The 25,302-nt window shown below is 60.5% G+C and carries 17 protein-coding genes and 5 pseudogenes; 16 read left to right on the forward strand and 6 right to left on the reverse strand.

Features of this window, described 5'->3' with window-relative positions; translation table 11 throughout:
* Positions 1-283: 283 nt before the first annotated feature.
* The 3 genes from P1K88_RS00085 to P1K88_RS00095 are packed head-to-tail and all read left to right on the forward strand — an operon-like array spanning position 284 to position 4,991.
* On the forward strand, positions 284-1,819 hold the full coding sequence (locus P1K88_RS00085; protein WP_276411616.1) for an ATP-binding protein: 1,536 nt from the start codon (positions 284-286) through the stop codon (positions 1,817-1,819).
* Positions 1,741-3,477 (forward strand): hypothetical protein, encoded by a 1,737-nt coding sequence (locus P1K88_RS00090; protein WP_276411618.1) that lies wholly within the window; start codon positions 1,741-1,743, stop codon positions 3,475-3,477. Before P1K88_RS00085 ends, P1K88_RS00090 begins: the two co-directional genes overlap by 79 nt.
* Positions 3,474-4,991 (forward strand): protein NO VEIN domain-containing protein, encoded by a 1,518-nt coding sequence (locus P1K88_RS00095; protein WP_276411619.1) that lies wholly within the window; start codon positions 3,474-3,476, stop codon positions 4,989-4,991. Before P1K88_RS00090 ends, P1K88_RS00095 begins: the two co-directional genes overlap by 4 nt.
* Positions 4,992-5,053: 62 nt before the next feature.
* Here P1K88_RS00095 and P1K88_RS00100 read toward each other — a convergent pair whose 3' ends face one another.
* On the reverse strand, positions 5,054-6,082 hold the full coding sequence (locus tag P1K88_RS00100; RefSeq protein ID WP_276411525.1) for a tyrosine-type recombinase/integrase: 1,029 nt from the start codon (positions 6,080-6,082) through the stop codon (positions 5,054-5,056).
* An 824-nt stretch (positions 6,083-6,906) separates the two neighbouring features.
* Here P1K88_RS00100 and P1K88_RS18355 point away from each other — a divergent pair.
* From P1K88_RS18355 to tgtA, 11 genes and pseudogenes are all read left to right on the forward strand, one after another.
* Positions 6,907-8,066: pseudogene (locus P1K88_RS18355) on the forward strand (glycosyltransferase family 2 protein).
* A 280-nt stretch (positions 8,067-8,346) separates the two neighbouring features.
* Positions 8,347-9,480 carry a glycosyltransferase family 4 protein gene (locus tag P1K88_RS00115; protein ID WP_276411528.1) on the forward strand — a complete coding sequence of 378 codons (1,134 nt, stop codon included), beginning with the start codon at positions 8,347-8,349 and terminating at the stop codon, positions 9,478-9,480.
* 139 nt (positions 9,481-9,619) lie between these two features.
* Positions 9,620-10,603 (forward strand): annotated as a pseudogene (locus P1K88_RS00120) (NAD-dependent epimerase/dehydratase family protein); the annotation flags it as partial.
* A 127-nt stretch (positions 10,604-10,730) separates the two neighbouring features.
* Positions 10,731-11,807, forward strand: a complete 1,077-nt coding sequence (locus P1K88_RS00125) for a Gfo/Idh/MocA family protein (protein WP_276411626.1) — start codon at positions 10,731-10,733, stop codon at positions 11,805-11,807.
* A 167-nt stretch (positions 11,808-11,974) separates the two neighbouring features.
* A complete protein-coding gene (gene trmY / locus P1K88_RS00130; RefSeq protein WP_276411533.1) occupies positions 11,975-12,571 on the forward strand; it encodes a tRNA (pseudouridine(54)-N(1))-methyltransferase TrmY in 597 nt (198 codons plus the stop codon).
* 86 nt (positions 12,572-12,657) lie between these two features.
* Positions 12,658-13,113, forward strand: a complete 456-nt coding sequence (locus P1K88_RS00135; protein WP_276411537.1) for a VanZ family protein — start codon at positions 12,658-12,660, stop codon at positions 13,111-13,113.
* 130 nt (positions 13,114-13,243) lie between these two features.
* On the forward strand, positions 13,244-15,358 hold the full coding sequence (locus P1K88_RS00140) for a hypothetical protein (RefSeq protein WP_276411627.1): 2,115 nt from the start codon (positions 13,244-13,246) through the stop codon (positions 15,356-15,358).
* A 54-nt stretch (positions 15,359-15,412) separates the two neighbouring features.
* Positions 15,413-15,958 carry an NUDIX hydrolase gene (locus P1K88_RS00145; RefSeq protein WP_276411540.1) on the forward strand — a complete coding sequence of 182 codons (546 nt, stop codon included), beginning with the start codon at positions 15,413-15,415 and terminating at the stop codon, positions 15,956-15,958.
* A 43-nt stretch (positions 15,959-16,001) separates the two neighbouring features.
* Positions 16,002-16,277 (forward strand): hypothetical protein, encoded by a 276-nt coding sequence (locus P1K88_RS00150; RefSeq protein WP_276411541.1) that lies wholly within the window; start codon positions 16,002-16,004, stop codon positions 16,275-16,277.
* Positions 16,274-16,705 carry a type II toxin-antitoxin system VapC family toxin gene (locus tag P1K88_RS00155; RefSeq protein ID WP_276411628.1) on the forward strand — a complete coding sequence of 144 codons (432 nt, stop codon included), beginning with the start codon at positions 16,274-16,276 and terminating at the stop codon, positions 16,703-16,705. The genes P1K88_RS00150 and P1K88_RS00155 overlap by 4 nt, the downstream gene beginning before the upstream one ends.
* Positions 16,706-16,750: 45 nt before the next feature.
* Positions 16,751-18,222: pseudogene (tgtA, locus tag P1K88_RS00160) on the forward strand (tRNA guanosine(15) transglycosylase TgtA).
* 11 nt (positions 18,223-18,233) lie between these two features.
* Here the strand turns inward: tgtA and P1K88_RS00165 are convergent.
* From P1K88_RS00165 to P1K88_RS00185, 5 genes and pseudogenes are all read right to left on the reverse strand, one after another.
* Positions 18,234-18,956, reverse strand: coding sequence for a cyclase family protein (locus tag P1K88_RS00165; RefSeq protein ID WP_276411630.1), 723 nt, complete (start codon positions 18,954-18,956; stop codon positions 18,234-18,236).
* Positions 18,957-19,079: 123 nt separating this feature from the next.
* Positions 19,080-19,985, reverse strand: coding sequence for an ABC transporter permease (locus P1K88_RS00170; RefSeq protein WP_276411549.1), 906 nt, complete (start codon positions 19,983-19,985; stop codon positions 19,080-19,082).
* 104 nt (positions 19,986-20,089) lie between these two features.
* Positions 20,090-21,682 carry a sugar ABC transporter ATP-binding protein gene (locus P1K88_RS00175; protein ID WP_276411632.1) on the reverse strand — a complete coding sequence of 531 codons (1,593 nt, stop codon included), beginning with the start codon at positions 21,680-21,682 and terminating at the stop codon, positions 20,090-20,092.
* Between the two features lie 81 nt (positions 21,683-21,763).
* Positions 21,764-22,021 carry a hypothetical protein gene (locus P1K88_RS00180; RefSeq protein WP_276414170.1) on the reverse strand — a complete coding sequence of 86 codons (258 nt, stop codon included), beginning with the start codon at positions 22,019-22,021 and terminating at the stop codon, positions 21,764-21,766.
* Between the two features lie 272 nt (positions 22,022-22,293).
* Positions 22,294-23,214 (reverse strand): annotated as a pseudogene (locus tag P1K88_RS00185) (sugar ABC transporter substrate-binding protein); the annotation flags it as partial.
* Positions 23,215-23,753: 539 nt separating this feature from the next.
* Between P1K88_RS00185 and P1K88_RS00190 the strand changes: the two are divergent.
* Positions 23,754-25,057, forward strand: a pseudogene (locus P1K88_RS00190) (acetamidase/formamidase family protein).
* An 84-nt stretch (positions 25,058-25,141) separates the two neighbouring features.
* A complete protein-coding gene (locus tag P1K88_RS00195) occupies positions 25,142-25,267 on the forward strand; it encodes a hypothetical protein (RefSeq protein ID WP_276411552.1) in 126 nt (41 codons plus the stop codon).
* The last annotated feature ends 35 nt before the right edge of the window (positions 25,268-25,302 follow it).

Here is a 25,302-nt window from a genome sequence, read left to right on the forward strand (position 1 = left end):
GATCATCGATACCTTCCGCACAACGACGAAGAGCACTGGACTGACTATAGTACTGAGGAACTTTTCGGACTTGCCCAAGAGAGTGCGCCGTACATTACACGGTTTGGGTCAAGTGAGGACGTATTTGGGTAGCAAATCTTTGATTGTTTGGTCGGGTGAGAGATCGATAGCCAGTGATCTCACCTCTGGCTAATCCAATTCACGCCGTCCGGTGTTTCATAGGCCGTGGATCCCACACGATGACCCATTAACATTTAATCATAGCCGATTCTTGAATCGGGCTATGGATTCACAGGCTGATAGAAGCCAATTTTCTGACGTACCTCCATCCTCTGAGCGCGACGCGGAGCAACTGATAGAGGAAATACGCGGATATCGGCAGGCTCAGCGTACGGCGACACCCGACGAGGAAGTTGCGAAGTTCCAACGGATGCAGGAAAGGATTTTGGAGAGTTTAGACGACGCCTCTCAGGTCATCCCCGAACTGCTACAAAATGCAGACGACGTGGGTGGAGACTGTACAGAGGCTACTCTACAGCTCACAGATGATGCATTGGTCGTTACCAACCACGGTGAGCGAATGACTGAAGCCGAAATCGCTGCGCTCGGGGAGTTCACAAGAAGCACCAAGCACGATCTTTCTTACATCGGCCATTTCGGTATCGGCTTCAAGACCGTTTTCAGTGTAACCGACAGTCCACGCATAGAAACCGGATACACGAGCTTCAAATACGACAAGTCGGATTCGGAGCTGCCGATTTCAGATTCAGGCGAGTACGTAGATGGTACGCGGATACGGCTTCCATTCGCTGACGACTTATCAGAGACGCGTTGGGAAACGCTCAGAAGCAAACTGGAATCGATAGACCGACTTCTGCCATTCCTGAATAATCTGGAATCCATTCGTGTTGAGGTTGATGGGGAAACCAGGATCTACGAACGTATTGAGACGGGAGGTAATACCCGCACTATTCAAGAACGAGTCCCGGAGGACAATTCCGTTCGTACCGTTGCCCGATATCGACTCTTCTCGGAATCATTAACGACCGATTCTGAGGTTTTTGAGATGTTGGCAGACGAACGAGAGTTCAACGCCGCAGATCTTGAGGAACGAAACGTAGAATTGGAGGTCACAGTCGCCATTCCGGTTTCCGATGAGGGTGCCCCAGTGTCACACCAAGATAGTCGGCTCTTCTGTTATTTCCCTGCCAGCAATGATACCCTTCTCCCGTTCGATGTTCAGGCTGATTTCCTATTGAAGTCTAATCGAGAAGAGATTCGTCCGGGACATCCGTTGAACGAACGGTTCCTCTCAGTAGCAGGGGGACTCGTTGAAACGGCAATCTCTGAATTCAAGGCTGATGATATTGCCCCTGAGGCATTGCTGGAACTGGTCCCGGACCTTGCAGAAGACCGGCCTTCCTATCTCGACCCGCTCCTAAAGCGAACCAGAGAATCTGTCTCAAGACAGGAAATCGTTCCTGTTGCATCTGGAGATGTCTACCGACCGGAAGACGTAGTGATCCTTCCAGAAGAGTTGCGCCCGCTTCTTCCGCTCGGTGAGTTTGCACAAGCGTATTCTGACGCTGAGGTCCACCCGGAAGAGGATCTTGAAGACCGATATTACGAACGCTTAGAGGTGCTGGACAGGACTCAATCGCTCTCGATGGCGGAAACGCTCGAGGAGCTTTCGGATATGGATCTCTTGCAGAGCCTCGAAGTGTCCGACATCGTTGGTTCTTGGCCGCGGTCGAGAGGTATCTGGATGGTCTTAATTCGTATAGAGAGGAGGAAAAAGCGGAGATCGAGCGGACAATAGCCGCTTTGGAATCGCTGCCAGTATTTTCATTCCAAGGACGGACCGAGTTGGAGGGGCGACATACGCTGACCGAAGCAGGAGATACTATATATCGGCCAGCCCGACAGGATGAATCGGTTTACGAAGCGTTCTATGACGAGTTAGACCTGTTGAGTGGCGATTTGGTTGCAGAGCTGCGTTCTCAAACCATCTCAGACACAACGACAGGACGGGTTCAGGACCTGCTTGCGGATCGATTGGGTATTGAGGAACTCACTCATCGAGATATCGTTCGAGACGTCATCAACGAAGCGTTTTCGAGCCCCGGAGAGCTTCCCGATGAGACGTTAGATGATTACCTCGAGTACGTCCGTGACCATGCTCGAAGACATCTTGACGCTTCTGAGATCAGGCTACGAGCGAACGATGGCACGTATGTAGAGCCTGAATCACTCTATCTCCCAACCGCGTATAATGAAGGCCGCTACCGCTCAACTCTTCTCTTCAGTACTCTATCTGACAAAAAGGCTGTTAGTGAATCCTACCTTGAGCGAGTCTCCGAGGAAACAGAAACGGACACGGAGAGTTGGCGAACGTTCTTCGTTGATCTTGGAGTTCAGAACTATATTCCGGTTTCCAAAGACGCCGACCAGTGTACGAAAGAGACATTCCAGTCGGCCGCCGAGATTCGTGAATTCCTGACCGAACACGACGATGAAGGAACTGATGTCCGGAAAGACAAAGATACGGTTCCGTATGGTGGACGGGGCTGTTCTTGGATGCGTTCGACGGATGCTCGTCATGGACTCGTCGATTGGGCCTTTTCGAGTTCGTTCGAGAAACGGTTCCAGGAAGTGGTCAAGGAGAACCCGGACTTAGGGGCTGAATTCGCTAGGATGCTTGATGCGAATTGGGAAGAGGTCTACCAAGATGCTGCGTATCGGGAGTATTACTTCTCGGTCAGTGATAATGGATACGCGACGAGGACGGAGACAAGCAAGTGCCCGACGACGTTCACTCGCTTCCTACGATCTACCGAGTGGCTTCCTGGAGAGGATGGAGAACTCTATCAGCCGAGTCATCTATTTGAGCATAATTCTGTCACAGAACGAGCGGACGTAACGTTGCTCGCTGAGTCCGTTGCGGACATCTCATCGGAACTTTACAATCTATTGAACGTAAGAGATGATGTTGGGATCACTGAACATAAAATCGGCATTGAGCAGGCGGTTGCCGAGCGCACAGAACGAGATTCTGATGCGGTTGATTCTGAGATTCGATCGCATCTGCATTCTTTAGCCGATCAGGTAGAAACAGCTTCTGAGGACGAAAAATCGCAGTTATCCGATGAGCTTCAGGATTGTCCATTTATTTACATCCCTGAGGCGGATCCGGAATTCCGGACGCCCGAGCGAGTTGCATGGAGCGAGGGGTTGGGAGAGTATATCGTCCCAATCAACACCTACTACCGGGGTCTACACGATTTGCTGGTAGAGGTACTTGATATCCCGCCAGAGCCGACACTGGACACCTATATTGAGTTCTTCCAATACGCCGACGAGCAGCGTTGGTCGGCTATCGAGGAGGCGTGGCGCGAAATTGTTCGTCGGGTAGTCCGTGATGACTCTCCCGAGCAGGATGCCACGGATATTGCTACAAAGCCAGGGAAACAGGCTTGATCCCAAATGCGAATGAGTCTCTTGTTCCGTACGACGAAATCGAGTATGTTGCTCGACGGGAAGGAGTAACTGAGAGACTCCCCGATTCAATAGCAAATGCTGTTGCGTTTCCTTCATACGACCAACGGTTCGATCGTGACGAGATAATTGACTCCTTGACGGCGATCCTTGATGCTGATGCATTGGAAGAGGCGATGGAGCAGACTGTCACAGATCCGCCATATGAAGAAGAAAATCGAATCCTGTACGATGATTTCGCCCAAAGTCTTGAGGTCGGGAACAGTGTCCTCAGGGATCGAGATGCGATGCAAGCGGCAGAACGTCTCGTTTCTGTCGCAGATTACACTCTTCAGCAGGTAACCCGCATCACCTGTGAATACCGTCTCAAAAGCCAACAGCGAGTAGACGGGCATGAAGTAACGGTCTACATAGATGAGGAGAATGAACATATCCTTATCAAGGATGCAGAGGCTGCTCGACTCGACCTCGTCGATGCGCTTGCAGCAACTCTTGACCTGACAGGCGCTGACAAGAACGCGTTTGTTGAATTTGTAAAGGGGGCTGTAGGTAAGCCTCCAGAGCTAATCGATGCATATCTGGAGGGTGAAGATATTTCACGGATCCCAATTGCCGCTGATACGACTGAAAGTTCAGAGGCGAAAAAGAACGAGGAGGTCATGCGGCAGACAGAGGAAATGGCTGGAGATGTTGAAGAAGAGACCAGCCAAGGGGCTAATTCTGGTACCCTAATAGACGATACTTCCGACCGGAGTCCTGAGGTCGAAGATACTTCGATTCAAGTGACCAATATCACCACTTCAAGTGGTTCGCAGGATTCGGTTGAGATGGGAGATGTGACCGCCGAAGTAGAAGAGAGAGACGACACGAAGAAGGAGGGATCTAGTTCCGAGGAATCGACGGGTACTAGTTTCGATGAGGATGATCTCAGCCCAACAACGCCCACGGACCAGGGGAATTCAGGCGGGGGTGGGACGCGAGCGAATACGGTTGGCCGTCAAGGTGAAGAATTCGTTATGGACTATTTGAAGGAGCTACTCGAGGAGGCCTTCGACGCGAACCCAGAAAGTGAGGAAATCCAGAGCGGATTCTGTCTTAGGGGGGAACACGATGGTGAGACTCAAGAGATCCAGATCGCTTTCGTTCCAGATAAGAGCGACCCTCATTGTGATATCCTCGTCACTGGGGCTTCGCTGCGGCGCAAAGAGGACGAACTGTTAGTTGAGTCAATCACTGCTAATGCACGAGCCTTAGTGGAGGTCAAGTCGGCAGCTGCTGAGAGTCGGACATTCGAATTGAGCGGTCTCGAGCATAGGGATGCGCAGAATCACTCCGGGGACTACTTTATTGTCCGCGTTGTTGACACCGAGAGCGAGAAGCGGCGAGTGGAGACAGTATTTGATTCGGTTCCGGAGTTGGAAACCCGGGTCACAAATGATAGTCGTCTAAAGTTAGAGAACTACACATACAACTATTCGCTGGTATTGTCTTATTGACAACAGTTTGGGTATCTCGAATTGATTATAAATAAGTACAGTTCAGCTATTCCAAGTCCTGCCTAGTCAAAACTGGGCAGGTGTTCGCGCCGCTGGTTCATTTTCTGCCGTGACGATCGCGCGTCATAGTGCTCATCGAGTGTTTCCTTGCTTACGTTCATTCTGTCGGACACAACTGTATCGGGCACGTCTTCTGATAGGAAATGCGTGATCGCGCCACGCCGAAGCGCGTGCGGCGACCGCGATGACGGACATTTACTCGCCTCGTACCGTCGGTCCCGCGCGTCGCACTCTTCAGGATCTCGGTCATGCGGACATTCCTCTCCGGCCACACACGGGCGGGTCAGCTGGTACGTATAGTAGCGAAACGTGTTCGTCGTCATCCGGCCATGCCCAGTCGCCAACAGGGGCTTCCGTCCGTGCTCGTCAGTCACCTCCGGGCGCTGTTCCTCGATGTAGTCGCGTAACACGCCGACCAGCTGCGACGACAATGCGATATCCCGCTCGCCGTGCGCTCCGTTCTTCAGCGGCGTTCCGGTATCGGGACGGTGGCGGATTTCGATGTACGCGTTTCTGAGGCGCACGTCGTCGAGGTCGATTGCCAGGAGTGAGCCAGTGCGCGCGCCGGATTCCCAGAGTAACCGTGCGATCACATGCTCGTGGGTCGCGTACTCGTACTTGTCGAGATACGCGAGAAGGTCTGCGGCCCGCTTTGAGGGAAGGATGTCGCCGCTCTGTTTCTCGTTGGCGTCTAACGTCGGACTCGTCACTGATTCGGCGACGCCGTCCCGTACCGCGTCGATGTCTTCGCAAAATCGGAGGAACACGCGGAGCGTGTCCATCTGGCTCTTCAGGGTGGGTGGGCTCACCTCGGCTTTCCGGTAGAGCTTGAATCGATGGGTGTCCCGGCCGGTGATTTCGTTCAGGTTCTCGATATCCCGCTCGTCGCACCATTCGACGAATCGCTGAAGCCGGTAGCCATGCGACTGGAGCGTGGCTTCTGAAACCTCGTCACGTCGGTCTTGTTTGTACATCGAGACGCCGTCCTCTGGAGTCAGTGGTTCGAGATCGCCGGAGTCGTTGGGTTCCATGGTTTGCTCAGCCTTGCGCTCCGATCCACGGGGATTCCGTACGGCCACGGTGGATGGCGTTGCCAGGGTGGCCCGGGGGCTCGGAAGCCCGGAACGGCGCGACCGAAGGGAGCGCCGCATGCCCGGACCGAGGCAACCGCCTCACGGTTAGCGCTGGTGTTCCGTGGAAGCCCGCCCGGCACGCCGGTAGGCGTGCCCGGCAGGACCCGCGAAATCGGAGTTGGAACGTGGACTGGAGCGCCGGCCCATTCTCCGCAGAGTGACCGACCAGTGAGAGCCACCACCTACATGTAGTCTAATCAGTACTGCAAGAGAGCAGATCTCTCGCGGTCCCCCGTCCGGATATCCCACACCCGAATAGAAGAGCTTATTCGGGGACTGCCGGTTAAATATAGCGCGCGTGGAGAACACTCGCCAATAACGCATCATTTACGGGACCCAGCAGCTATCCGGGTCGTACTGGCAGACCCCCCAATCAAGACTATTCGATATTAAATATATCTGTCATAGTGTCCCGAAGGCCTTCAACAAGGCACTCACGTGTCCTCTCCGCCGGCAAACAGCCCCTCTAGAACCCAGTAATCTCATCGTAGTAGTCCGTTAAGACATTGTTTCGGTAGTATGGTGAATATTACCATTATCTAAGAGGATAGAATAAATCTACAATATGTTTCCGAGGTTAGAGGTCAGTGGGACCGGTTCTGTTCGTTCTGGAAGTATAGATCCCCCCTCATCAAAGTGATGATTCATTAACTTTTCTAAGTTTACCGCACATGTCAAAAGAAGACATCGCCCATGATGGGCGCGAACCGGTCGACGGCCAAATGGGGGGCAGTGGGTATCTGGTCACGCCGCAGAGCGATGCGGAACCGGAGATGAGCGTCGTAATGCCGACACTCAACGAGGAGGAGGGTATCGTCGAGTGTGTCAGGCGGATTCGGACGGCAATCGAAGCGCTCGAGATATACACGGAGATCGTCGTGAGTGACAGTTCGACGGACCGAACACCGACGATAGCACGTAGCCTCGGTGCGAGGGTCGTCACGCCGGATCAGTACGGATACGGCTACGCCTATCGGTACGCCTTCGACCGGACACGAGGGGAGTACATCGTGATGGGCGACGCGGACACGACGTACGACTTCGAATCAATTCCACGGCTACTCGAACCCGTCCGGAACGGCGATGCGGACATCTGTATGGGTAGTCGATTGAAGGGAACAATCGAGAAGGGGTCGATGCCGACGTTGCACAAGCACATCGGGAATCCGCTGTTGACCAAGTTCCTCAACAGTTTCTACGGAGCAGGCGTTAGCGACGCTCACAGTGGATTCAGAGTGTTTTCGCGGGAGGCGCTCGAAACGCTCGATCTACGATCGAACGGTATGGAGTTCGCCAGCGAGATGATAATGGAGGCCGGGGCGAAGGGGCTCGAAATCGCCGAGGTCCCGATTGTCTACCACGAGCGTGAGGGCGAAGAGACGCTTGAGAGCTTCGAGACGGCTGGCGACACGTTCGGTTCATGCTCGTCAACGCTCCCGACTACCTATTTGCCTATCCGGCAATCGGTGCCGTGACGGCCGGGGTAGTCCTGATTGCGCTGTCGCTCGTAGGGATAACTCTCGGGAGTGTGACGTTCGGCCTGGGGACGCTGATGAGCGGGGTGGTGGCCACGCTCGTCGGGTACCAGATCCTGGCGCTCGCGCTTTTCAGCTCCATCGCAGGGGATCCGATTCAAAATACGGACAACCGGCTCATAGAGAACGTCCGACATCGGTTCCAGCTGGAACAGGTGCTCCTCGGTGGCATCATAGTGGCTGGCCTCGGCCTCGCGTGGTTCGGCCACGTGATGGGTCAGAGCGATGCCATCGAGACGGTCGGTTCCTCAACCATTGGAGCGTTACTACTTGCGTCGACGGTCGTGGTCATCGGGCTACAGACGGTCTTCAATTCGTTTTTTCTCACACTGATCGACCGGCAATGAGCAGTACTGTCCACTCCGGCCCTGGCCGTCGAAAGGGAGCGGTATTACAAAAGGGGTTGTCGGCCCCCGTCCCAACCGACACAGACATGAGTCGATCGGTGCACTCGTCGGCGGCCCACCAGTGTGGTCTGTCCGACGTCGGGTTGGGACGGGGAACCTCGAGACGTTGGAATACGGGGGGGAGCCTCGCGTTTCAACAACCACCGGTAGTGATCCAGGAACGACTCTCACAGGCATCGATCGGAGCAGACTACACGATCATCGCTGGGCGTGGTTCACCGTGAAGATCGCGTTCGTCTACGATGCTGTCTATCCCTGGGAGAAGGGTGGGGCACAGAAGCGGGTGTGGGAGATCGCTCGCCGACTCGCGTCGGACCACGAGATCCACATGTTCGGGATGAAGTACTGGGACGGGCCGGCCGTCATCGAACGAGAGGGGGTGGTCCTCCACGGGGTGTGTGAACCTTACGACCTCTACACCGACGGCCGTCGGTCGATCACGCAAGCGATACAGTTCTCGCTGCACCTGGCCCGACCGTTGCTGTCCGAGGAGTTCGACGTCATCGACTGTCAGCAGTTCCCCTACTTCCCGATATTCGTCTCATCCCTCCACGAGACTCTGACCGGGTCCTCGCTGGTCGTGACGTGGTACGAGGTCTGGGACCAATACTGGATGGACTATCTCGGCTACAAGGGCGTGTTCGGGCGGTCGATAGAACAGATTACTGTCAGGTTACCGGACGAGATCGTCTCGATTTCGGGCGCGATCCAGGAGGACCTTCGCGGTATCGGGCGGCGGTCGAACGTCTCGGTGGTTCCGAACGGCGTGGACTTCGACGGCCTCCAAGCGGTCCCCGAATCCGACGCTGATCCGGACATCGTGTACGTCGGCCGGCTCTCGGAACACAAGAACGTCGATCTACTGTTGGATGCGGTGGCACAGATCACTGCCTCCTCGACGGCCGACGTGTCGTGTACAATCGTCGGCGACGGCCCGGAACGCGAGCGTCTAGAGGCACATGCCTGCGAGGTGGGCGTCGCGGAGCAGGTCACTTTCCGCGGCTTCGTCGAAGCGGACGACGACGTCGTCGGGATCATCAAGTCGGCGACGGTCTTCGTGTTGCCCTCGGAGCGGGAGGGGTTCCCCAACACGATTCTCGAGGCGAACGCGTGTGGCATCCCCGCGATCGTCGCCGATTACGAGGAGAACGGCGGAACAGCGGTCGTCGACGACGGTGTGAACGGGTTCGTCGTCGAGCCCACACCTGAAGCCTTCGCCGACCGCATCGAACACGTGCTGACCGACGAGACGGCACGGGCCGACCTGGCGACCGACGCACGGGAGTTCGGAAAGCGCCACGATTGGGACCGGATCGTCGACCAATTAGCCGATAAATACCGGGATCTAGCGTGAGACGCTGCACGGGCACTCCGCGAAAGTTGTACATACCAATGGGTATCTGCTGAAATTTTCATCCGCTATGGCAACTGCCGAAACGAGAGCGGTGGTAACCGGGGGTGCCGGTTTCATCGGTTCATAGCTCACGGAACGACTACTTTCCGACGGGCGTGACGTGCTCGTCATCGACTCACTCGAAACCGGACGGAACGAATTCGTTCCACAGGCCGCCGAATTCAGCGAACTGGACCTTCGTTCGGATACCCTCGAGACAGCGCTCGAGGGGTTCGACCCACACGAGATCTTCCACCTGGCCGCGATCCACTACGTCCCGTACTGTAACGAGAACCCGGGCGAGGCGTTCGACGTCAACATCATGGGGACGCGAAACCTTTTCGAGTCCGTAAAGGAGATCTCGACGGTCGAGACAGTGGTGAACACGTCGTCCGCAGCGGTCTATCCGTCCAGAGAGCGGGCGCTGTCGGAAGACGTCACTCCCGACCCGATGGACGTCTACGGCAAAACGAAACTGGTCGGTGAGGACCTCGCGAACCGGCTCGGGACCGAGTCGGAGGTGACGACCGTCTCCGCTCGGCTCTTCAACGTCTACGGCCCACAGGAGACGAATCCGCACCTCATCCCCGCGATCTTGGAACAGATCCGCGACGGGAGTGAAACGATCGAGCTCGGGAATCTCTCGCCGAGACGGGATTTCGTCCACGTCGACGACGTCACGCGTGCGCTGATGGCGCTGGCGGACCTCGACGAATCGGCGCCGAGAGCGTTCAACGTCGGCTCCGGGAAGGCGTGGTCGGTGCAGGAGGTCGCCGAAGCCGTCGGCTCGGCCCTCGAGTCCGACATCGAAATCGAACAGGAGGCGTCGCGAGTCCGCGAGAGCGACCGACCCCACCTGGAGGCCGACATCGACCGCATCGAACGAGAGACCGACTGGTCACCACAGATCGGGCTCCGAAAGGGACTCAGCGACCTGCTCGAACACCAGCAGCCGAAACAGGAGCCGGGACGTGGCGGTGGGACTCGAACGTCGCGTTCGACCTACTTGGAGCAGCGGGCAACGCAGAGCGGCCCGGGGAAGCAGCGTCCAGAGGGCATCCCGAGGACGACACAGTACGAATGACACGCCACGATCTGGGACCTAATACAGCATCCATGACCGATACCACGATACCATTTGCCGGGGACGACGACGCACCGAGTACCGAACGTCCGACTGGCGGCCTGCCCAGCGTCGAGGAGGGACGCCGATGTTGAAAATCGGCGTCATCGGCTGTGGCTACGCCTCGAAGAACTACCACTTCCCGGTCATCGAAGCGATCGACGAGGTCGAGCTGGCCTGGGTGGCGGATGTGGACGCCGACAGCGCCCGTACCATCGGCAGCAAGTACGGCGTCGAGTGGTACACGGACCCAGAGACAGCGGTCGAGGCGACGCCAGACGTGGTCCACGTGAACACACCGCCGTTCACCCACGCGGACCTGACGGTTTCTGCGCTCCGCGCGGGTGCACACGTGCTCGTAGAGAAGCCGATGGCGATGACCGAAGGAGAGTGTGAATCGATGATTAGCGTAGCCGAGGAAACCGGACAGAAACTCAGCGTCGTCCACAACAACCTCTTTTTCGACCCGATGGAGGAAGTATTAGACGACGTCTACGCAGGCGAGTACGGCACCATCCACAGCGTCAGGTCTTTCATCGGCGGCGCCCCGAACCCTGACGACATCCCGGGGAAAGACCGGTCGTGGGTGGACGAGTCGCACGGTGGCCCGATCGGCGACCGACTCCCGCACCCGACGTATCTTGTCACCCACTTCTTCGACGACGTCTCCGATCCCTGTGTGAACGTCGACCTGACCGACGACGGGACACTCATGGGGGCCAGCGTCCAGGTCGCCGACGGGGACCGGTTCGGGAGCATCCACGTGACAGAACGGGCACTCCCCGGGAAGTCGATCATCATCACCGGAAGCGAGAAGATGGCTGTCGTCGACCTGTTCAACTACTCGGCAGTCACGTACGATACACTCGACCGGTCGCCGTTCTCGATGGTCCTCGACAATTTCGGCGCCGCCGGCCAGCTCACGAAAGGGACGGTAGAGAACGCCATCGACTACGCCAGAGACGTCACCTCGGAGGGGAGCAAATACCCCGCACCGGGACACTACAATCTGATTCGCAGGTTCGTGGCGTCGATCGAATCCGATACACCGGTACCGATAGATCCAAGCGAGGGAGTGAAAGTCGTGAGGGTACTCGACCAGATAGACCGACAGGCCAGAGCACAGAGTGAGACAGGACAGAGAGCCGCAGACGAGCCGAGCTAACTCTTGCACACAGCGACGGCGCCACAAATTGTTCTATGAGATAGCAACAGGAGAGTCAGCCCCAGTCCGCAGAGACCTACGGGACGGGAGCAGTGGGCGGTCACCGCGACAAACCACACGGCTCAACCAGTGGATGTATGCGGGGACGGTGCCTTGGTCGGGCAGATATGCGCCAGTTCGTCGTCGTCGGTCACGACGCACCCACCACACCCGACTTCTCGCTGGACGACCTCGCCGGGGCCGCCGGTCGCCTGGACGTGCTCTGTCGCTGTGTCAACAGCGCCTTCTTCCTGAGCCACGACATCCGGAAAGACGTCCGCACCCACCTCGTCCTCGGCGACGAGTACACGGTAACCTTCGACGGGCGCGACCTCCGGCGACTCAATCCCGACGAGCGCTCGACGGCCGCCCTCGTTCGCAACGCCCTCGAAGAGCGTGCAGAGGCCATCGGCCACATGCCGGTCGAGACGTCACCGGGCGTCGCCCTGACGCGCCGTGGGTTCGAGGGGACCATCGAGGACGTCGCCGCCCGTGGGACGGTCGTCCAGCTCCACGAAGACGGCGCCCCCGTGGTCGACATCGAACCGCCCGAGAATCCGGTGTTCGTCCTCTCGGACCACCACGACTTCGAGGCGAGCGAAGCAGACCTGCTCGTAGATTACGCCGACCAACGCGTCTCACTGGGCCCGCGGGCGCTCCACGCCGACCACGCCATCACGGTCGCACACAACTACCTCGATACCGAGGGTTTCAGGGCCTATTGACGGGGTTTCGACCGTTTTCAAGGGCCCTGAGCACGAGTCACAGACTATACATACCCGTTCTGTAAACAACCGGCCATCCACAGAGCATGACGATTCGAGTGCCACTCCTGCCACGTTGGCTCCGCTGGAGTTTCGTCGTCGGCATCGCCGGGTTCATCTTCTACACGTCGATTCTGACGGTGCCGCCGGAGACGGTCATCGACGCTGGCAAACCCGAGCTCCTGCCACTCGACAAGTGGCGCCACTTCGTCGCCTACGCCGTCCTCGCGGGAACCGGCGTCTACGCCACGACGGACTGGAACCAGTCGATGCGACGGCGTGCACTCCTCGTCGTCGGCCTCGTCGTCGTCTACGGCGTCGGCATCGAGTTCGGCCAGTCGCTGATCCCGAACCGGTACTTCTCGCTTGGGGACGCCTACGCTAACGCGCTCGGGGCCGTCCTCGTCACGCCGTGGTACCTCGTCAGGCGACACGTCGAGTTCGTCGAAGTCCGAACCTGGGTGGCGGAGTTCGCGCCCACGGCGGGGACGCGACAGAAGTAGCCACAGTCGGCGTCTCCTGCCGGAAGAACTTTCCCGCACCACTCGTTGCACCTCGTATGGTCGGGCCCCCTAGCAACGCAGACAGTACAGTCGAGCGCCAGTCCTCCGGTCGCTGGCCGGTCGCACACCGATGACGGACCGCGATGCACTGAGCCGGCGGACGGTCCTCGGCGCACTCGCCAGCGCCGGTGCGACCTCGGTCGCGGGCTGTGGCGCACTCCAGGGCGAGAGCGACAGCGAAGCCACGGAGGTCGAGGACGACCGGGCCCATGAGCTCGCAGCGCAGTTCGCCCCCGTACTGTACTTCGACGAGCACGAGCCGTGGTTCCCGACGGACCCGCGACCCTTTACCAGCGAGCAGGACGGCGAGACCGTCGTCACCGGGTTCGACGCCCTCGACGGCTACCACGAGCAGTTCACGGGCGACCAGCCGCCGAACCCGACGGTCTTCTACAACGTCGTCCAGTACGAGGACTCCCCGCTCGCGGCGGTCCAGTTCTGGATGTACTCCGCGTTCGACCAGTTCACCACGAACTTCCACTGGCACGACTGGGAGGTGCTGCACGTCTTTGTCGACACCGACGCCGTGGCGCCACAGCTCTTCGTCGCCAGCTCGCACTCCCGGAAGGTGCCGAACAACGAGTTCCTGGATCCCGACGCCGAGAGCGTCCCGCGCATCCTCTCGGAACTGGGCTCGCACTCGAGTGCGCTCTCGCTCAACGACATCGCCGACCGGTTCCAGCGGTTGCCGACGGGGGACTCCTTCGCCGACATCACGAACCGGCCCATCGAGACGCTCGAAGACATCGCGTCGATTCCGCTGGCCTACGGCCTCCCGCGGGACGAGGGACGGGTGCTGCCGTACGTACTGCCCGAGCTGGACGGCGCGCCCATCTACGAGGACGACCGTCTGCCCTCGGTCGAGCAGTCGGACCTCGTCGACCAGGACCTGACGATCCGGTCGTTCGACGCGCTCTCGTCGCCGCCGACGACGCTGCCAGAGCGCGCGACGGGACTGGTGTTCGACCACGAGGAGCGCGGGGGCGACCCCGACGTGGCGTACTCGCTGGTGCCGACGAGCGAGATCGAGCACATCACCGACTTCACCGGGCCACAGTTGAGTTTCGAGTTCGCCGTCCCGCAGTTCGCCGAGGACGCCATCGCCGGGCACATCACGACCACGGGCGCACCCTGGGGCCAGCCCCGCTATGCGAACCCCGCGGCGGACATCTCGGAGCCGGCCCACCGGGCGGCGCTGGCCGAGCGCTACGACGCCATCGGCGCGCCGTCGTCGGTCAACACCGTCGTCGCGAACGTCACAGAGGCGGTCACCACCGACGACGCGCCCGCCGGCGAGGGGCTGACCACCCAGTCCTCGCCCGTCGAGGCGTTCGTCTTGCTCGAGAGCGAGCCCGAGGCCGCGCCGACGTTCGGTGGCATCGCCGCACTGCGGGACGTTCCGGCCGGTGAGCACCGCCTCACGGTCAACGGTGCTGGCCAGGCACCACACAGCGAGACGGTCGCCGTCGAAGACGGAGGCGACGAAGTGCGCCCGGTGACGGCCGCGGGCGTCGAGGGCGAGATCCCGCTCGTCGCCCGCGAGTCGGCCACGAAACTCGAGGTCGACAGCGAGGGCACCGACAGCGACCTCACCGACCTCGCCGTCGAGGACGACTTCGCCAGCCGGCTGTACGACGCGCCGCTCGTCGGTCCGGACGCCGTCTACGTCCACCGCGGCGGCGCGTACACGACGGAGGTCCGGGACAGCGACGACGAGGTGGGGGCGTTCCGGGTGAATCCCGACCCCGAGGCCGACGACGGCGTCCGCATCGACGAACCGAACACCGGCAAGGCGTCGCTGGCGCGGTTCCTCGCCGACATCAGCGACGAGACCCGGGCCGAGATCGCCGCAGTGGCCGACAGCGACGGCGACGACGAGGACGGGACGTCCGGCGGCGGACAGGGACAGACCGGCGGCGGGCAGTCGAATGCCGTCCGGGGCCTCGCGCAGGCGCTCGGGGCCGTCGCCGAGGCGGCCCGACGCGCGGCCGAACGAGCCGAAAACGGCGAGCGGGGCCGGGCCGACGAGAGCCTCCGGACGGTCGTCGACCGGCTCAACCGCGTCACCGAACGGCTGTCGGAAGCCCGCAGCGATCTCCCGAACGGGCTGGGGAACGCGACGGAGCGACGCCTCGAACAGGCCACCCGCCGTTCCGAGCAGGCCCGGAACGCCGACAAACTCTGACGCCCGTTGGCCGGGACCGGCACGGGTAAGTCCGCGACGCCCCCAGCCACAGCCATGACCGACGATCTCGCGTGGGAGACGCTCGAAAGCGACATCGCCTACACCTGTCCGGGGTTCGACGTCGTCCACGAGGCCGTGCGCCTGTCCGACGGGACCGAGACGGACTTCGACTTCTTCCGCGAGGGCGACAGCGTGGTGGTCCTGCCCTTCACGCCCGACGGCGACGTGGTCGTCATCGAGGAGTGGCGCCAGGCGGTCAAGCGGGTCAACTACGGCCTCCCGGCCGGCAGCGTGGAGTCTCACGACGGCGAACCGGCGGACGCCGTCGGCCGCGAGCTCGCCGAGGAGACCGGCTACGAGGCGGGGTTGGTGGAGTACCTCTACAGCGCCGAACCGGCCAACGGCTTCGCGGACTCGGAGTTTCACTACTTCGTCGCCCGCGACTGCGAACCGACCGCCGAACAGGATCTGGATTTCAACGAGTCGATTCACGTTGCGACGACGGACTTCGAGTCGCTCGTCGAGGGCGTTCGAGACGGTGAACTGCGAGACGGACGCTCTGCGGTCGGGATTCTCTACTACGCGCTGTTCGAGCGGTGAATCGTCCGAACGTTTATTCGGTAACGGAGTCTACCGAGTTACTATGGCGACGGCGGTCAAGGTCGACGAGGACGCGAAAGATCGGCTCGAAGAGCTGCAGGCCGAGATTCGGCTGGAGACGGGGCAGAAAGTCACGCAGCAGGAACTGCTTTCCCGACTCATCGACGACGCGTACGAGTCCCGTGAGGACGTCATCGATTCCTTTCGTCGACCAACGGTTCCACTGAACGAGGAGGAGAAAGCGGCGATGCAACGAGGCCGGTTCAGTTCCGGCGTCGATACCGACGAAGAAGATATCGACGATATCCTCTACGGATGACGGTACTGGTCGATACTGGGGTCCTGTACGCGGATCACGATACTACATCGTCGCGCCACGAAGCGGCCAGCAACGCACTTCAAACCCTCTATGACGGCGAATTCGGCCAACCGTACGTGATCGAATACGTGTACGACGAGGCAGTGACACTAACGCTCAAACGCAGCAACTCGATCGACGCTGCGACACAGATCGGGCACCGTCTTCGCGGAGTCGAACAGTTCCCCGAAGTCTACGAGTTGCTGTACGTTTCGCCAACGTTGTTCTCCGAGGCGATCGAGATCTTCGAACGCGACGACGACCAGCAGTTGAGTTTCACGGACGCGGCGCTCGTCGCACAGTACCGCGACCGAGATATCGACACCCTGCTGAGCTTCGACGACGACTTCGACGGCATCGTCGACCGCCTCGACCCCATGGACCTGTAGCCCCGGAACACAACCCTTAGGCGCGCCCCCGCCCGACGACGGACAATGACGAACTTCGAGGTCCGCCAGTACGACGCTGCGGGCCGCCTGGGGACGCTGGAGGTCCCACGCGCCGGCGTCACCGTCGAGACGCCGACCATCCTCCCGGTCGTGAACCCGCACGTCCAGACCATCGACCCGGCGGCGCTGGAGTCCGAGTTCGGGGCCGAGATACTCATCACGAACAGCTACATCCTGCACAAGTCCGACGAACTCCGCGAGCCCGCGCTGGAACAGGGCCTGCACGACCTGCTGGACTTCTCGGGGGCCGTCATGACCGACTCGGGCTCGTTCCAGCTCGCCGAGTACGGCGAGATCACCGTCACGACCGAGGAGATTCTGGCGTTCCAGCGCGACATCGGGAGCGACGTCGGGACGCCGGTCGACATCCCGACGCCGCCGGACGTCGACCGCGAACGGGCCGCGGCGGAGCTGTCGACCACCCAGACCGACTCGAGCGCGCCGCGACTGTCGACACCGGCGAGATGCTCGTCAGCGCGCCCGTCCAGGGCTCGACGTATCCGGAGCTCCGCGAGCAGGCGGGTCGCCACGCCGTCGAGACCGGCCTGGACGTCTTCCCCCTGGGTGCGGTCGTCCCGCTGATGAACGAGTACCGCTACGCCGACCTCGCGGACGTGGTGGCGGCGTGCAAACGCGGCCTCGGCGAGGTGGGGCCGGTCCACCTGTTCGGCGCGGGCCACCCGATGATGTTCGCGATGGCCGCCGCGCTGGGCTGTGACCTCTTTGACTCCGCCGCGTACGCGCTCTACGCCCGCGACGACCGCTACCTCACGGTGCGGGGGACCCAGCAACTCGACGACCTCGAGTACTTCCCGTGTCACTGTCCGGTCTGTACCGACTACACGCCCGGGGAACTCGACTCGCTCGACGAAGACGTTCGGGAGGATCTGCTGGCCCGGCACAACCTGCAGGTCACCTACGCCGAGATCCGCACGGTCAAGCAGGCCATCCGCAGTGGGAACCTGCTGGAACTGGTCGACTCGCGGGCCCGCGGCCACCCGTCGATGGTCGACGGCTACCGGGCCCTGCTGGACCACGCCGCACAACTCGAACGGTCGGATCCCGCCTCGAAGCACGCCATGTTCTACACCTCACACGAGAGCGCGCGTCGACCCGAAGTGCTGCGCCACCACGACCGCCTCGACCGGTTCGACATCGACGGCGACGAGGTGCTCCTGACCGAGGGCGGGTCGAACGACCGCTACGACGAGACGTGGGGCGTCCTGCCGCCCTTCGGCCCCTATCCTCGGGAGCTCTCCGAGACCTACCCGCTGAACGCCGAGACGCCCGAGCGAGCAGACGGGGCCGCGTGTGAGGCGGCCGCCGACGGCGTGGCGCGGCTGGTGGAGTCCCATCCCGAGGTCTCGTTCACACTGGTCCACGACGACTGGCCGGCGACGGCGCTCGCTCGGGTTCCCGATGGCGTCAGTGTACGGGACCTCCACGAGCGGGAGTGAGATGTGGCCACTCAGTCGACGAGGGCGACAGCTCGGATGGGCGACCCCGATCCCTCCTCGATCTTGAGTGGGAAGGTAAACAGGAGCGATTCCGGCGGCAACTTCTCGAGGTTGGTGAGGTTCTCGATGATGTACGTTTCGTTCCCAAGCAATTCGTAATGGGCGGGGAACTCCTCGGCTCCAGCGGCGTCGATGGCGGCTGTGTCGCAGCCGACGAGCCTCACATCGCTCTCCGTGAGGTAGGCGGCAGCGTCCGCAGCGAGTCCCGGCCAGTCGCTGAGAAATTCGTTCGCATCGTCGTCTGCAGACCAGTACCGATCCCAGCCGAACTGGAAGAGGACACGATCGCCAGGCTCGATGGGTACGTGCTCCGCTTCCCACTCTTCGATGTGCTCGCGGGAGACCGTCTCGCCGGGACCCACGTCAGTCACGTCAATGGTCACAGCCCGTCCCACGAGGCGATGTATCGGGACCGACGCGATGTCGTAATGCGCCGCTCCGTCGGAGATGAAGTGGAGGGGGGCATCGACGTGTGTCCCGGTGTGTTCCCCCATCGAGATCCGGTAGTGACACGCTGGATCCCCCCGGTCGTAGGACTGGTAGAGCGTATGGCCATACCGAGCGTGGCTCGGGACCGACGGGATGCCCTCCTCGAGGGAGTGGGTCAGGTCGACCCACTCAGCTTGGGCGAACAGCTGGACCGCCTCCGAGACAGTGGATTCGCTGTCACTCATGCGTAACTCCTCGTCTCCGGGTCGCTCGTCCGTGCTCGTGACACGTATCGAGAACGTACATTGTAGCTGATAGTATACCGTGCTCCAATTAAATCTAAGGGAAACCGACTTGTTTGTCCGTAGTCACTTGACGATGTCTATCTTGTCTCGATCCATCGACATCGCGACGGCGAAGATGACGACGAATCCGAGGATGATCTCCTGGATGAACGACTGGATGCTCAGCAGGTTCATCCCGTTGGTCAGCACGCCGATGACGAAGACACCGAGAATGGTTCGGTGGGGCCCGCCAACGCCACCGGTCAGTGCAGTGCCACCCATCACGATGGCTGCGATGCTCTGGAGGAGGAGGCCCTCACCCATGCCCGGCGTCGCCGAGGAGATCCGTGCAGTCAAGAGGACGCCGGCCAGCCCACAGAGGGTCCCGGAGACCACGAACGCACCGATCTTGTACCGATCGACGTTGACCCCCGAGAAGTCCGCGACCCGCTCGTTCTCACCCAGTGCGTACGTGTAGCGCCCGAAGGTGGTCTTCCAGGCGAGGAGCGAAACGAGTATGTAGAAGATGATACCCCAGACGACGAGGTTCGGGACCTGCGGGATCGTGTTGCCGATCGCGATCTGTCTGATCCCGGGTGAGTTGAAGGGGATCGAGTACCCGCCAGTCATCAGGAGGGCCGTGCCGCTGAAGACGGACAACGAACCGAGGGTCACGAGGAACGAGGGAATCTTTGCTTTCGCGAACACCACGCCGTTCAGCAGGCCGACGCCCGTCCCCGCAAGTACCCCCAGGAGGAGAGCGAGTAAACCGAGATTGAAGTCGTTGATCAGCATCGCTGTAATGACGCCGCTCAGAGAGACGATAGACGCCACGGACAGATCGATACTCTGTTGCAGGATGGGAAAGGTTCCGGCGAGCGCCACGAACAACAGGATGATGCTGTTCATCATCACGTTCCCGACCAGATTCTCGTAGGTCAGAAACACGTTCGAGGTGGCGGTGAAGATACCCATCAGTATCAACAGCATCAAGAACGGTCCCAGATCCACGAGGATGTCCGTAACCGAGCGGTTGTTCCGATACTCACTAAGCCAATCGAATACTGGGTTTCCACGTGTTTCTCCTGACATTGTTAGATCATCTTCTTGATTATCTCCGATTCGGTTGGTTTGTCGCCGCGCGGTGCATCGATTACGTCGACGAGTTCGCCCTCGTGCATCACGCCGATCCGGTTGCTCATCCCGATCAGTTCGGGGAGCTCGTCGGCGATGAATATCATCCCGACGCCGTCCGTGGCGAGCTGCCTGAGGATCTGGTAGACCTCCTCTTTGGCACCGACGTCGATACCGCGAGTCACGTTATCCATGACGAGGACAGACACCTCCCGCTGGAGGTTCTTCCCGAGCACGACTTTCTGCTGATTCCCACCGCTAAGCTGGATGAGTGGGGACTCGATGCCTGGCGTCTTGACGTTCAGTCGGTCGACGACCTCCTCGGCCATCTCGTCTTCCTTGTCGAAGTCGATGAGCCAGGGCACCGACCCGAGCCCCGGGACGTTGTCTGCGACGAGGTCGGTACCGAGACTCGGGAGCGAGACGTTCACGCGCAGGGGCTGGTAGAGGAGTGTCCCTTCAGACTGGCGTTCCTTGGGGACGTAACCGATCCCCTTCTCGACCATCCTGTGGACCGACCCCGGTTCGACCGATTCCCCTTCGATGGAGATCTCGCCTTCGTCCGGCGTGTCGACGCCGCTCAAGACACGGCCGAGGGCGCTCTTCCCGCTACCCATGACGCCACAGATGCCGAATATCTCACCTGCACGGACGTCGAAGGATACCGAATCGAAGTGGTTCTCTTTGCTCAGGTCCGACACCGAGAGGCAGACCTCGTTGTCCTCGACGCTGCGCTGGTCGGAGACCTGATAGTACTCTTCGGAGACTTCTCTGCCGACCATACTCTGCTGGAGTTTGTCCTCGGTGGCATCCTCCCGGGAAAGATGGTCGACGACTTGGCCATCGCGGAGAACGTAGATGCGGTCGCTGATCTCGAGAACCTCGTCGAGTTCGTGTGAAACGAAGACGAACGAGGCCCGATCACGCAGGTCGTCGATACGGTCGAACAGAAGATCGCGTCCGTCTTCCTCGAGGCCCGCAGTCGGCTCGTCGAGCAGTATGATCGGGTGGTCGGTGTGGACCGTCTCGGTGAACGCTTTCGCGATGCTCAGCATCTGCCGGTCGCTGAACGAGTAAGACGAGACGCGTTTCTCGAGGTCGAGGTCGATTCCGAGCGTGTCGAGAACGTCCTCACCCTCACGTTTGAGCGTGTCTACGTCCAGGACTCCCGCCGTAGAGTAGTCCGGAAACTGCTCTAAGAACAAGTTCTCGTATCCCGAGAGATTTGGAATGACGTTGTGTTCTTGATGGACGATGGCGATGCCGTGGTGAGAGGCCTCGCGGGGGGTCGTGATCGTGACTTCGTCGCCATCGACGAAGATACGCCCCCGGTCCTGTTGGTAGATGCCACTGAGGATGTTCAGGAGGGTGCTCTTTCCCGCACCGTTTTCGCCAACAAGCCCGACGACTTCGCCAGTCTGGAGTTCGAAGTTGACGTCGTCGAGGGCGACGACGTTCGTAAACTCCTTGCGGACGTTCTCGACCCTGAATCTGACGGTCGAATCAGAGTCACCCACGGCCTCGTCTTCTGTAGAATCTGTCTCTACACTCATCGTGAGGGGCGTTGTAATCTGCGTTCGGATGTCGATAATGTGGTGTGCATACTAATTTGAAACAGATCGAAATGGCGGCAGTCAGAGATACGGGTTCATGCCGTTCTCGTTGCGCGTCCTGTAGTCTTCCTCGACCTGATCGAACAGCTGCGTGTCGTCGTACGCGTCCGGGATATCGAGGTTGTTCGGCCTGTTATCCTCGGTCCATTTGAGCTGCTCCCATTCGGATTTTCGGATCGGCACGAGTTCGTGTTGGGGGTCCCAGTCGTCCCCGCTCTCGTGGACCGACATCGCCTTCCAATCGTAGGGCGAGTGACCGTCGCTGTACGCGACGTCCATGTACCGGTCCGGCGTGGCGAACCTCGTCTCGAGGTCGCTGAACTTCGACTGATCGAGCCCGGGTTGAGGACCGTGAGGGTCCGAACCCACAGCATCCGTTCCGGTGTCTTGGGCCGCCACCCGTGGAGCCAGTCCCACGCCTTGGCGACGGCCCAGCCGCCTTGCCAGAACGGCGGCGCGGCTTGCTCTTGAACCTGGTACGGTTCCCCGGAGTCAGGACCGTTGTTGTTGAGATACTCGATGTTCGAGAGCGCGCCGTCGAATCCGGTGAACGGAATCGCCATGTCGTTCTCCGAGAGGATCGACGCCGCACCCAGGCCGAGGGTACCGTTGTTGCAGTAGACGCCGTCGATGTCGTCGCCGTAGTTCGAGACGAACGCCGACATGACCTGGCGTCCCTTCTTCCGTGTCCACCCACCGGAGTACTGGTGTGCCAGCACGTTGATGTCGGGATATTCCTCGGCCGCCTGCTTGAACCCCTCATAGCGGTACGATCCGATGTGACCCTTGGGCCCGAGGATGACGACGACGTTCCCCGACCCGCCCATCTCTTCGAAGAGGACCTTCGCGGGGATCGCGCCTGCGTGGTAGGTTTCGGGGATCTGGTACTGGACGAATTCCGGCCCGACAGACTCCGGAACCAGCCACTTACCCATCGACCAGTATTCGAAGAACGGCACTCCCTAGGCCACAGCAGTTTCGGCGAGCGATTTCACACCCGAGTCGCTCGGCGCAGTTGCCGCCACCATATCGGCACCGCTGGTGATCGCGCCTTCGATCTGAGAGATCTGTTTGCTCAGCTGACCGCCGTGGTCCTGGGCGCTTGCGGTCATCCCGAAGTCGTTCGCTGCCTCCTTCATCCCATTTCGGAAGGCCTTCCAGAGGTCGATCTTCAGGCTGTCCGGGGACATGAACGCCTTGTCGATCTCCCTGTCGTAGCCACTCTGTTCGGTCGTCTCGTCGCCGCCGCCGTCAGAACCGCCCGACCCGTCAGAACCGCCACCGCCGTCAGAGCTGCCCGACCCGTCAGAACCGCCGGAGCCACCGGAACCGCCATCGCTGCCTCCGCCGCATCCTGCCAGAGACCCCATCATCGACACGCCAACGACTCCCCCGACCTTCTTCAGATACGTGCGTCGTTTCCGTTTTCTGCCAAACGAGGTGGTATCATCCGACATGCGGTTGAGCATCATAATACATGAGTAAAAAAATTTCCGGTATTTCTCATATTCGAATATTAGTGTGCTGACCGCCCAGATCTCTCAGATACTGTTACTATCAAAAAATTTTGAAAGTGTTTGTCAACTTCATACACGCGCTATTGTGTGGTATTCAATGAAGCGGGAAAGATCAGGCCGTGGATTTTGTGGTGCTCTATATACATAACAGCCGCCAGAGCGGGAGTCGGGTGCAGGTCGATGTGGGTATCGTGTAGCACGAGCGGATTTCCAGGCCGATGATGGCACCGGCGATTCAGTCGAACGTTGGGGGCTGTCGCTGTCGAAAGTGCTGAATTACTCGATCGCTGTTGGGTTCCTCGATGTACTGGATATCAGATATGGCCGAAAAGCTGTCACCGATATAGAAACGAAAGACGATCCACAGGCCAGCTCTGTCGGATTCCTCCCACGGATGGATCCGTGGGCTTCCTCCTTGTACATCTGTGAGTACTGAAATCGCAGTAACTGTGCTGACCACCTTTATTTGAGTCGAATGACAAGAATATAGTGGTATGTCACAACAAGTCACGAACGAGCTCGAGGTCGACGAGTACACGCTGGGCCTGGTCGGGCCAGAGCAGGAGTGGGCCGGAACGGTGGCCGACGGCGGGACCGTCAGGACACACACGCCGCCGGCCTGCTGGGGCCCGATGATCACACCGGACTTCCGCGGCGGCCACGAGGTCACGAAGCCCATCCGCGTCGACGGTGCTGAGGTCGGCGACGCCATCGCCATCCACATCAACAGCATCGAGATGACGAGCGTCGCGACCAGCACCGGGTCGATGAAAGAGCGGGAGGGGGCCTTCGGCAGCGACCCGTTCGTCGACCACAAGTGCCCTGAGTGTGGCGAACCCTGCCCGAGAGCGTCGTCGAGGGCACCGGGGAAGACGCTATCCGGTGTGCCGAGTGTGGCGCGAACGCTTCGGCCTTCGGCTTCGAGTACGGCATCACGACGGTCTTCGACCACGAGAACGAGGTGGGCCTCACCGTCGACCAGGAGGCCGCCCACGAACTCGCCGAGAACGCCAGGGAGAACATGGCGCTGCCCGAGAACTGCCGGCAACACCCCATCCTGCTGTACGAGCCCTCGGAGATGCCGGGGACACTCGGGCACCTCCGCCCGTTCATCGGCAACATCGGGACGACGCCACCGATCGAGCTGCCGGACTCCCACAACGCCGGCGACTTCGGGCAGTTCCTCATCGGCGCCGACCACGAGTGGGGCCTCGAGGACGAGACGGCCCTCGCCCAGCGCACCGACGGCCATATGGACATCAACGCCGTCCGCGAGGGTGCGGTGCTGATCTGCCCGGTCAAGGTCGACGGCGGGGGCATCTACGTCGGCGACATGCACGCCAACCAGGGCGACGGGGAACTGGCGCTGCACACCACCGACGTCAGCGGCCACACCGAGTTCGACGTCGAGGTCGTCAAGGACCTCGACATCGACGGGCCAATCCTCCTCCCCAATCAGGCGGACCTCCCGCACATCGCCCAGCCGTACAGCGACGCCGACGTCGCGGCCGGCGAGGCGCTGGGCGAGCAGTACGGCGTCGACGTCGAGACCGACATGGGCCCCATCCAGGTCGTCGGCTCCGGCGCGACGGTCAACGACGCGACCGACAACGCCTTCGACCGCGCCGGGACGCTGCTGGACATGTCCGAGGGCGAGGTCCGGACCCGCTGTACGTTCACCGGCGGCGTCGAGATCGGACGCCTGCCCGGCGTCGTCCAGTTGAACATGCTCGCGCCGATGGATCGCCTCGAGGAACGCGGCCTGGCCCACCTAGTCCGTGACCAGTACGACCTCTGAACGGGGCCACCACGGGGGCGGTTTCGAGACATCAGTTCGTCCGCTGGCGAGGCGAACGACGGCCCCGGTGAGGCCGTCGGCGGCATGACGCCCGGCGGTGCGGAGGCGACGGCCGGCGCCGAGACAGCGACGAACGAGACCGCCCGCGCCGAGCCCGCGGCGAATGCGGCCGACAAGTACACTACCCTGCTGTCGCCCCCACGAGACTGACCTCGGCCCTCCACTCACCGAGTGACGCTGGCTTC

The organism is Haloarcula halobia (assembly GCF_029338255.1).
Classification (GTDB): Archaea; Halobacteriota; Halobacteria; order Halobacteriales; family Haloarculaceae; genus Haloarcula; species Haloarcula halobia.

What these genes read in the sequence shown, in the direction of transcription:
- P1K88_RS00085 (WP_276411616.1), top strand. Translation starts at nt 284, where the DNA reads ATGGATTCACAGGCTGATAGAAGCCAATTTTCTGACGTACCTCCATCC.
- P1K88_RS00100 (WP_276411525.1), bottom strand. Translation starts at nt 6,082, where the DNA reads ATGGAACCCAACGACTCCGGCGATCTCGAACCACTGACTCCAGAGGAC.
- P1K88_RS00125 (WP_276411626.1), top strand. Translation starts at nt 10,731, where the DNA reads ATGTTGAAAATCGGCGTCATCGGCTGTGGCTACGCCTCGAAGAACTAC.
- trmY (WP_276411533.1), top strand. Translation starts at nt 11,975, where the DNA reads ATGCGCCAGTTCGTCGTCGTCGGTCACGACGCACCCACCACACCCGAC.
- P1K88_RS00135 (WP_276411537.1), top strand. Translation starts at nt 12,658, where the DNA reads ATGACGATTCGAGTGCCACTCCTGCCACGTTGGCTCCGCTGGAGTTTC.
- P1K88_RS00140 (WP_276411627.1), top strand. Translation starts at nt 13,244, where the DNA reads ATGACGGACCGCGATGCACTGAGCCGGCGGACGGTCCTCGGCGCACTC.
- P1K88_RS00145 (WP_276411540.1), top strand. Translation starts at nt 15,413, where the DNA reads ATGACCGACGATCTCGCGTGGGAGACGCTCGAAAGCGACATCGCCTAC.
- P1K88_RS00150 (WP_276411541.1), top strand. Translation starts at nt 16,002, where the DNA reads ATGGCGACGGCGGTCAAGGTCGACGAGGACGCGAAAGATCGGCTCGAA.
- P1K88_RS00155 (WP_276411628.1), top strand. Translation starts at nt 16,274, where the DNA reads ATGACGGTACTGGTCGATACTGGGGTCCTGTACGCGGATCACGATACT.
- P1K88_RS00165 (WP_276411630.1), bottom strand. Translation starts at nt 18,956, where the DNA reads ATGAGTGACAGCGAATCCACTGTCTCGGAGGCGGTCCAGCTGTTCGCC.
- P1K88_RS00170 (WP_276411549.1), bottom strand. Translation starts at nt 19,985, where the DNA reads ATGCTGTTGATACTGATGGGTATCTTCACCGCCACCTCGAACGTGTTT.
- P1K88_RS00175 (WP_276411632.1), bottom strand. Translation starts at nt 21,682, where the DNA reads ATGAGTGTAGAGACAGATTCTACAGAAGACGAGGCCGTGGGTGACTCT.
- P1K88_RS00180 (WP_276414170.1), bottom strand. Translation starts at nt 22,021, where the DNA reads ATGGACGTCGCGTACAGCGACGGTCACTCGCCCTACGATTGGAAGGCG.
- P1K88_RS00195 (WP_276411552.1), top strand. Translation starts at nt 25,142, where the DNA reads ATGACGCCCGGCGGTGCGGAGGCGACGGCCGGCGCCGAGACAGCGACG.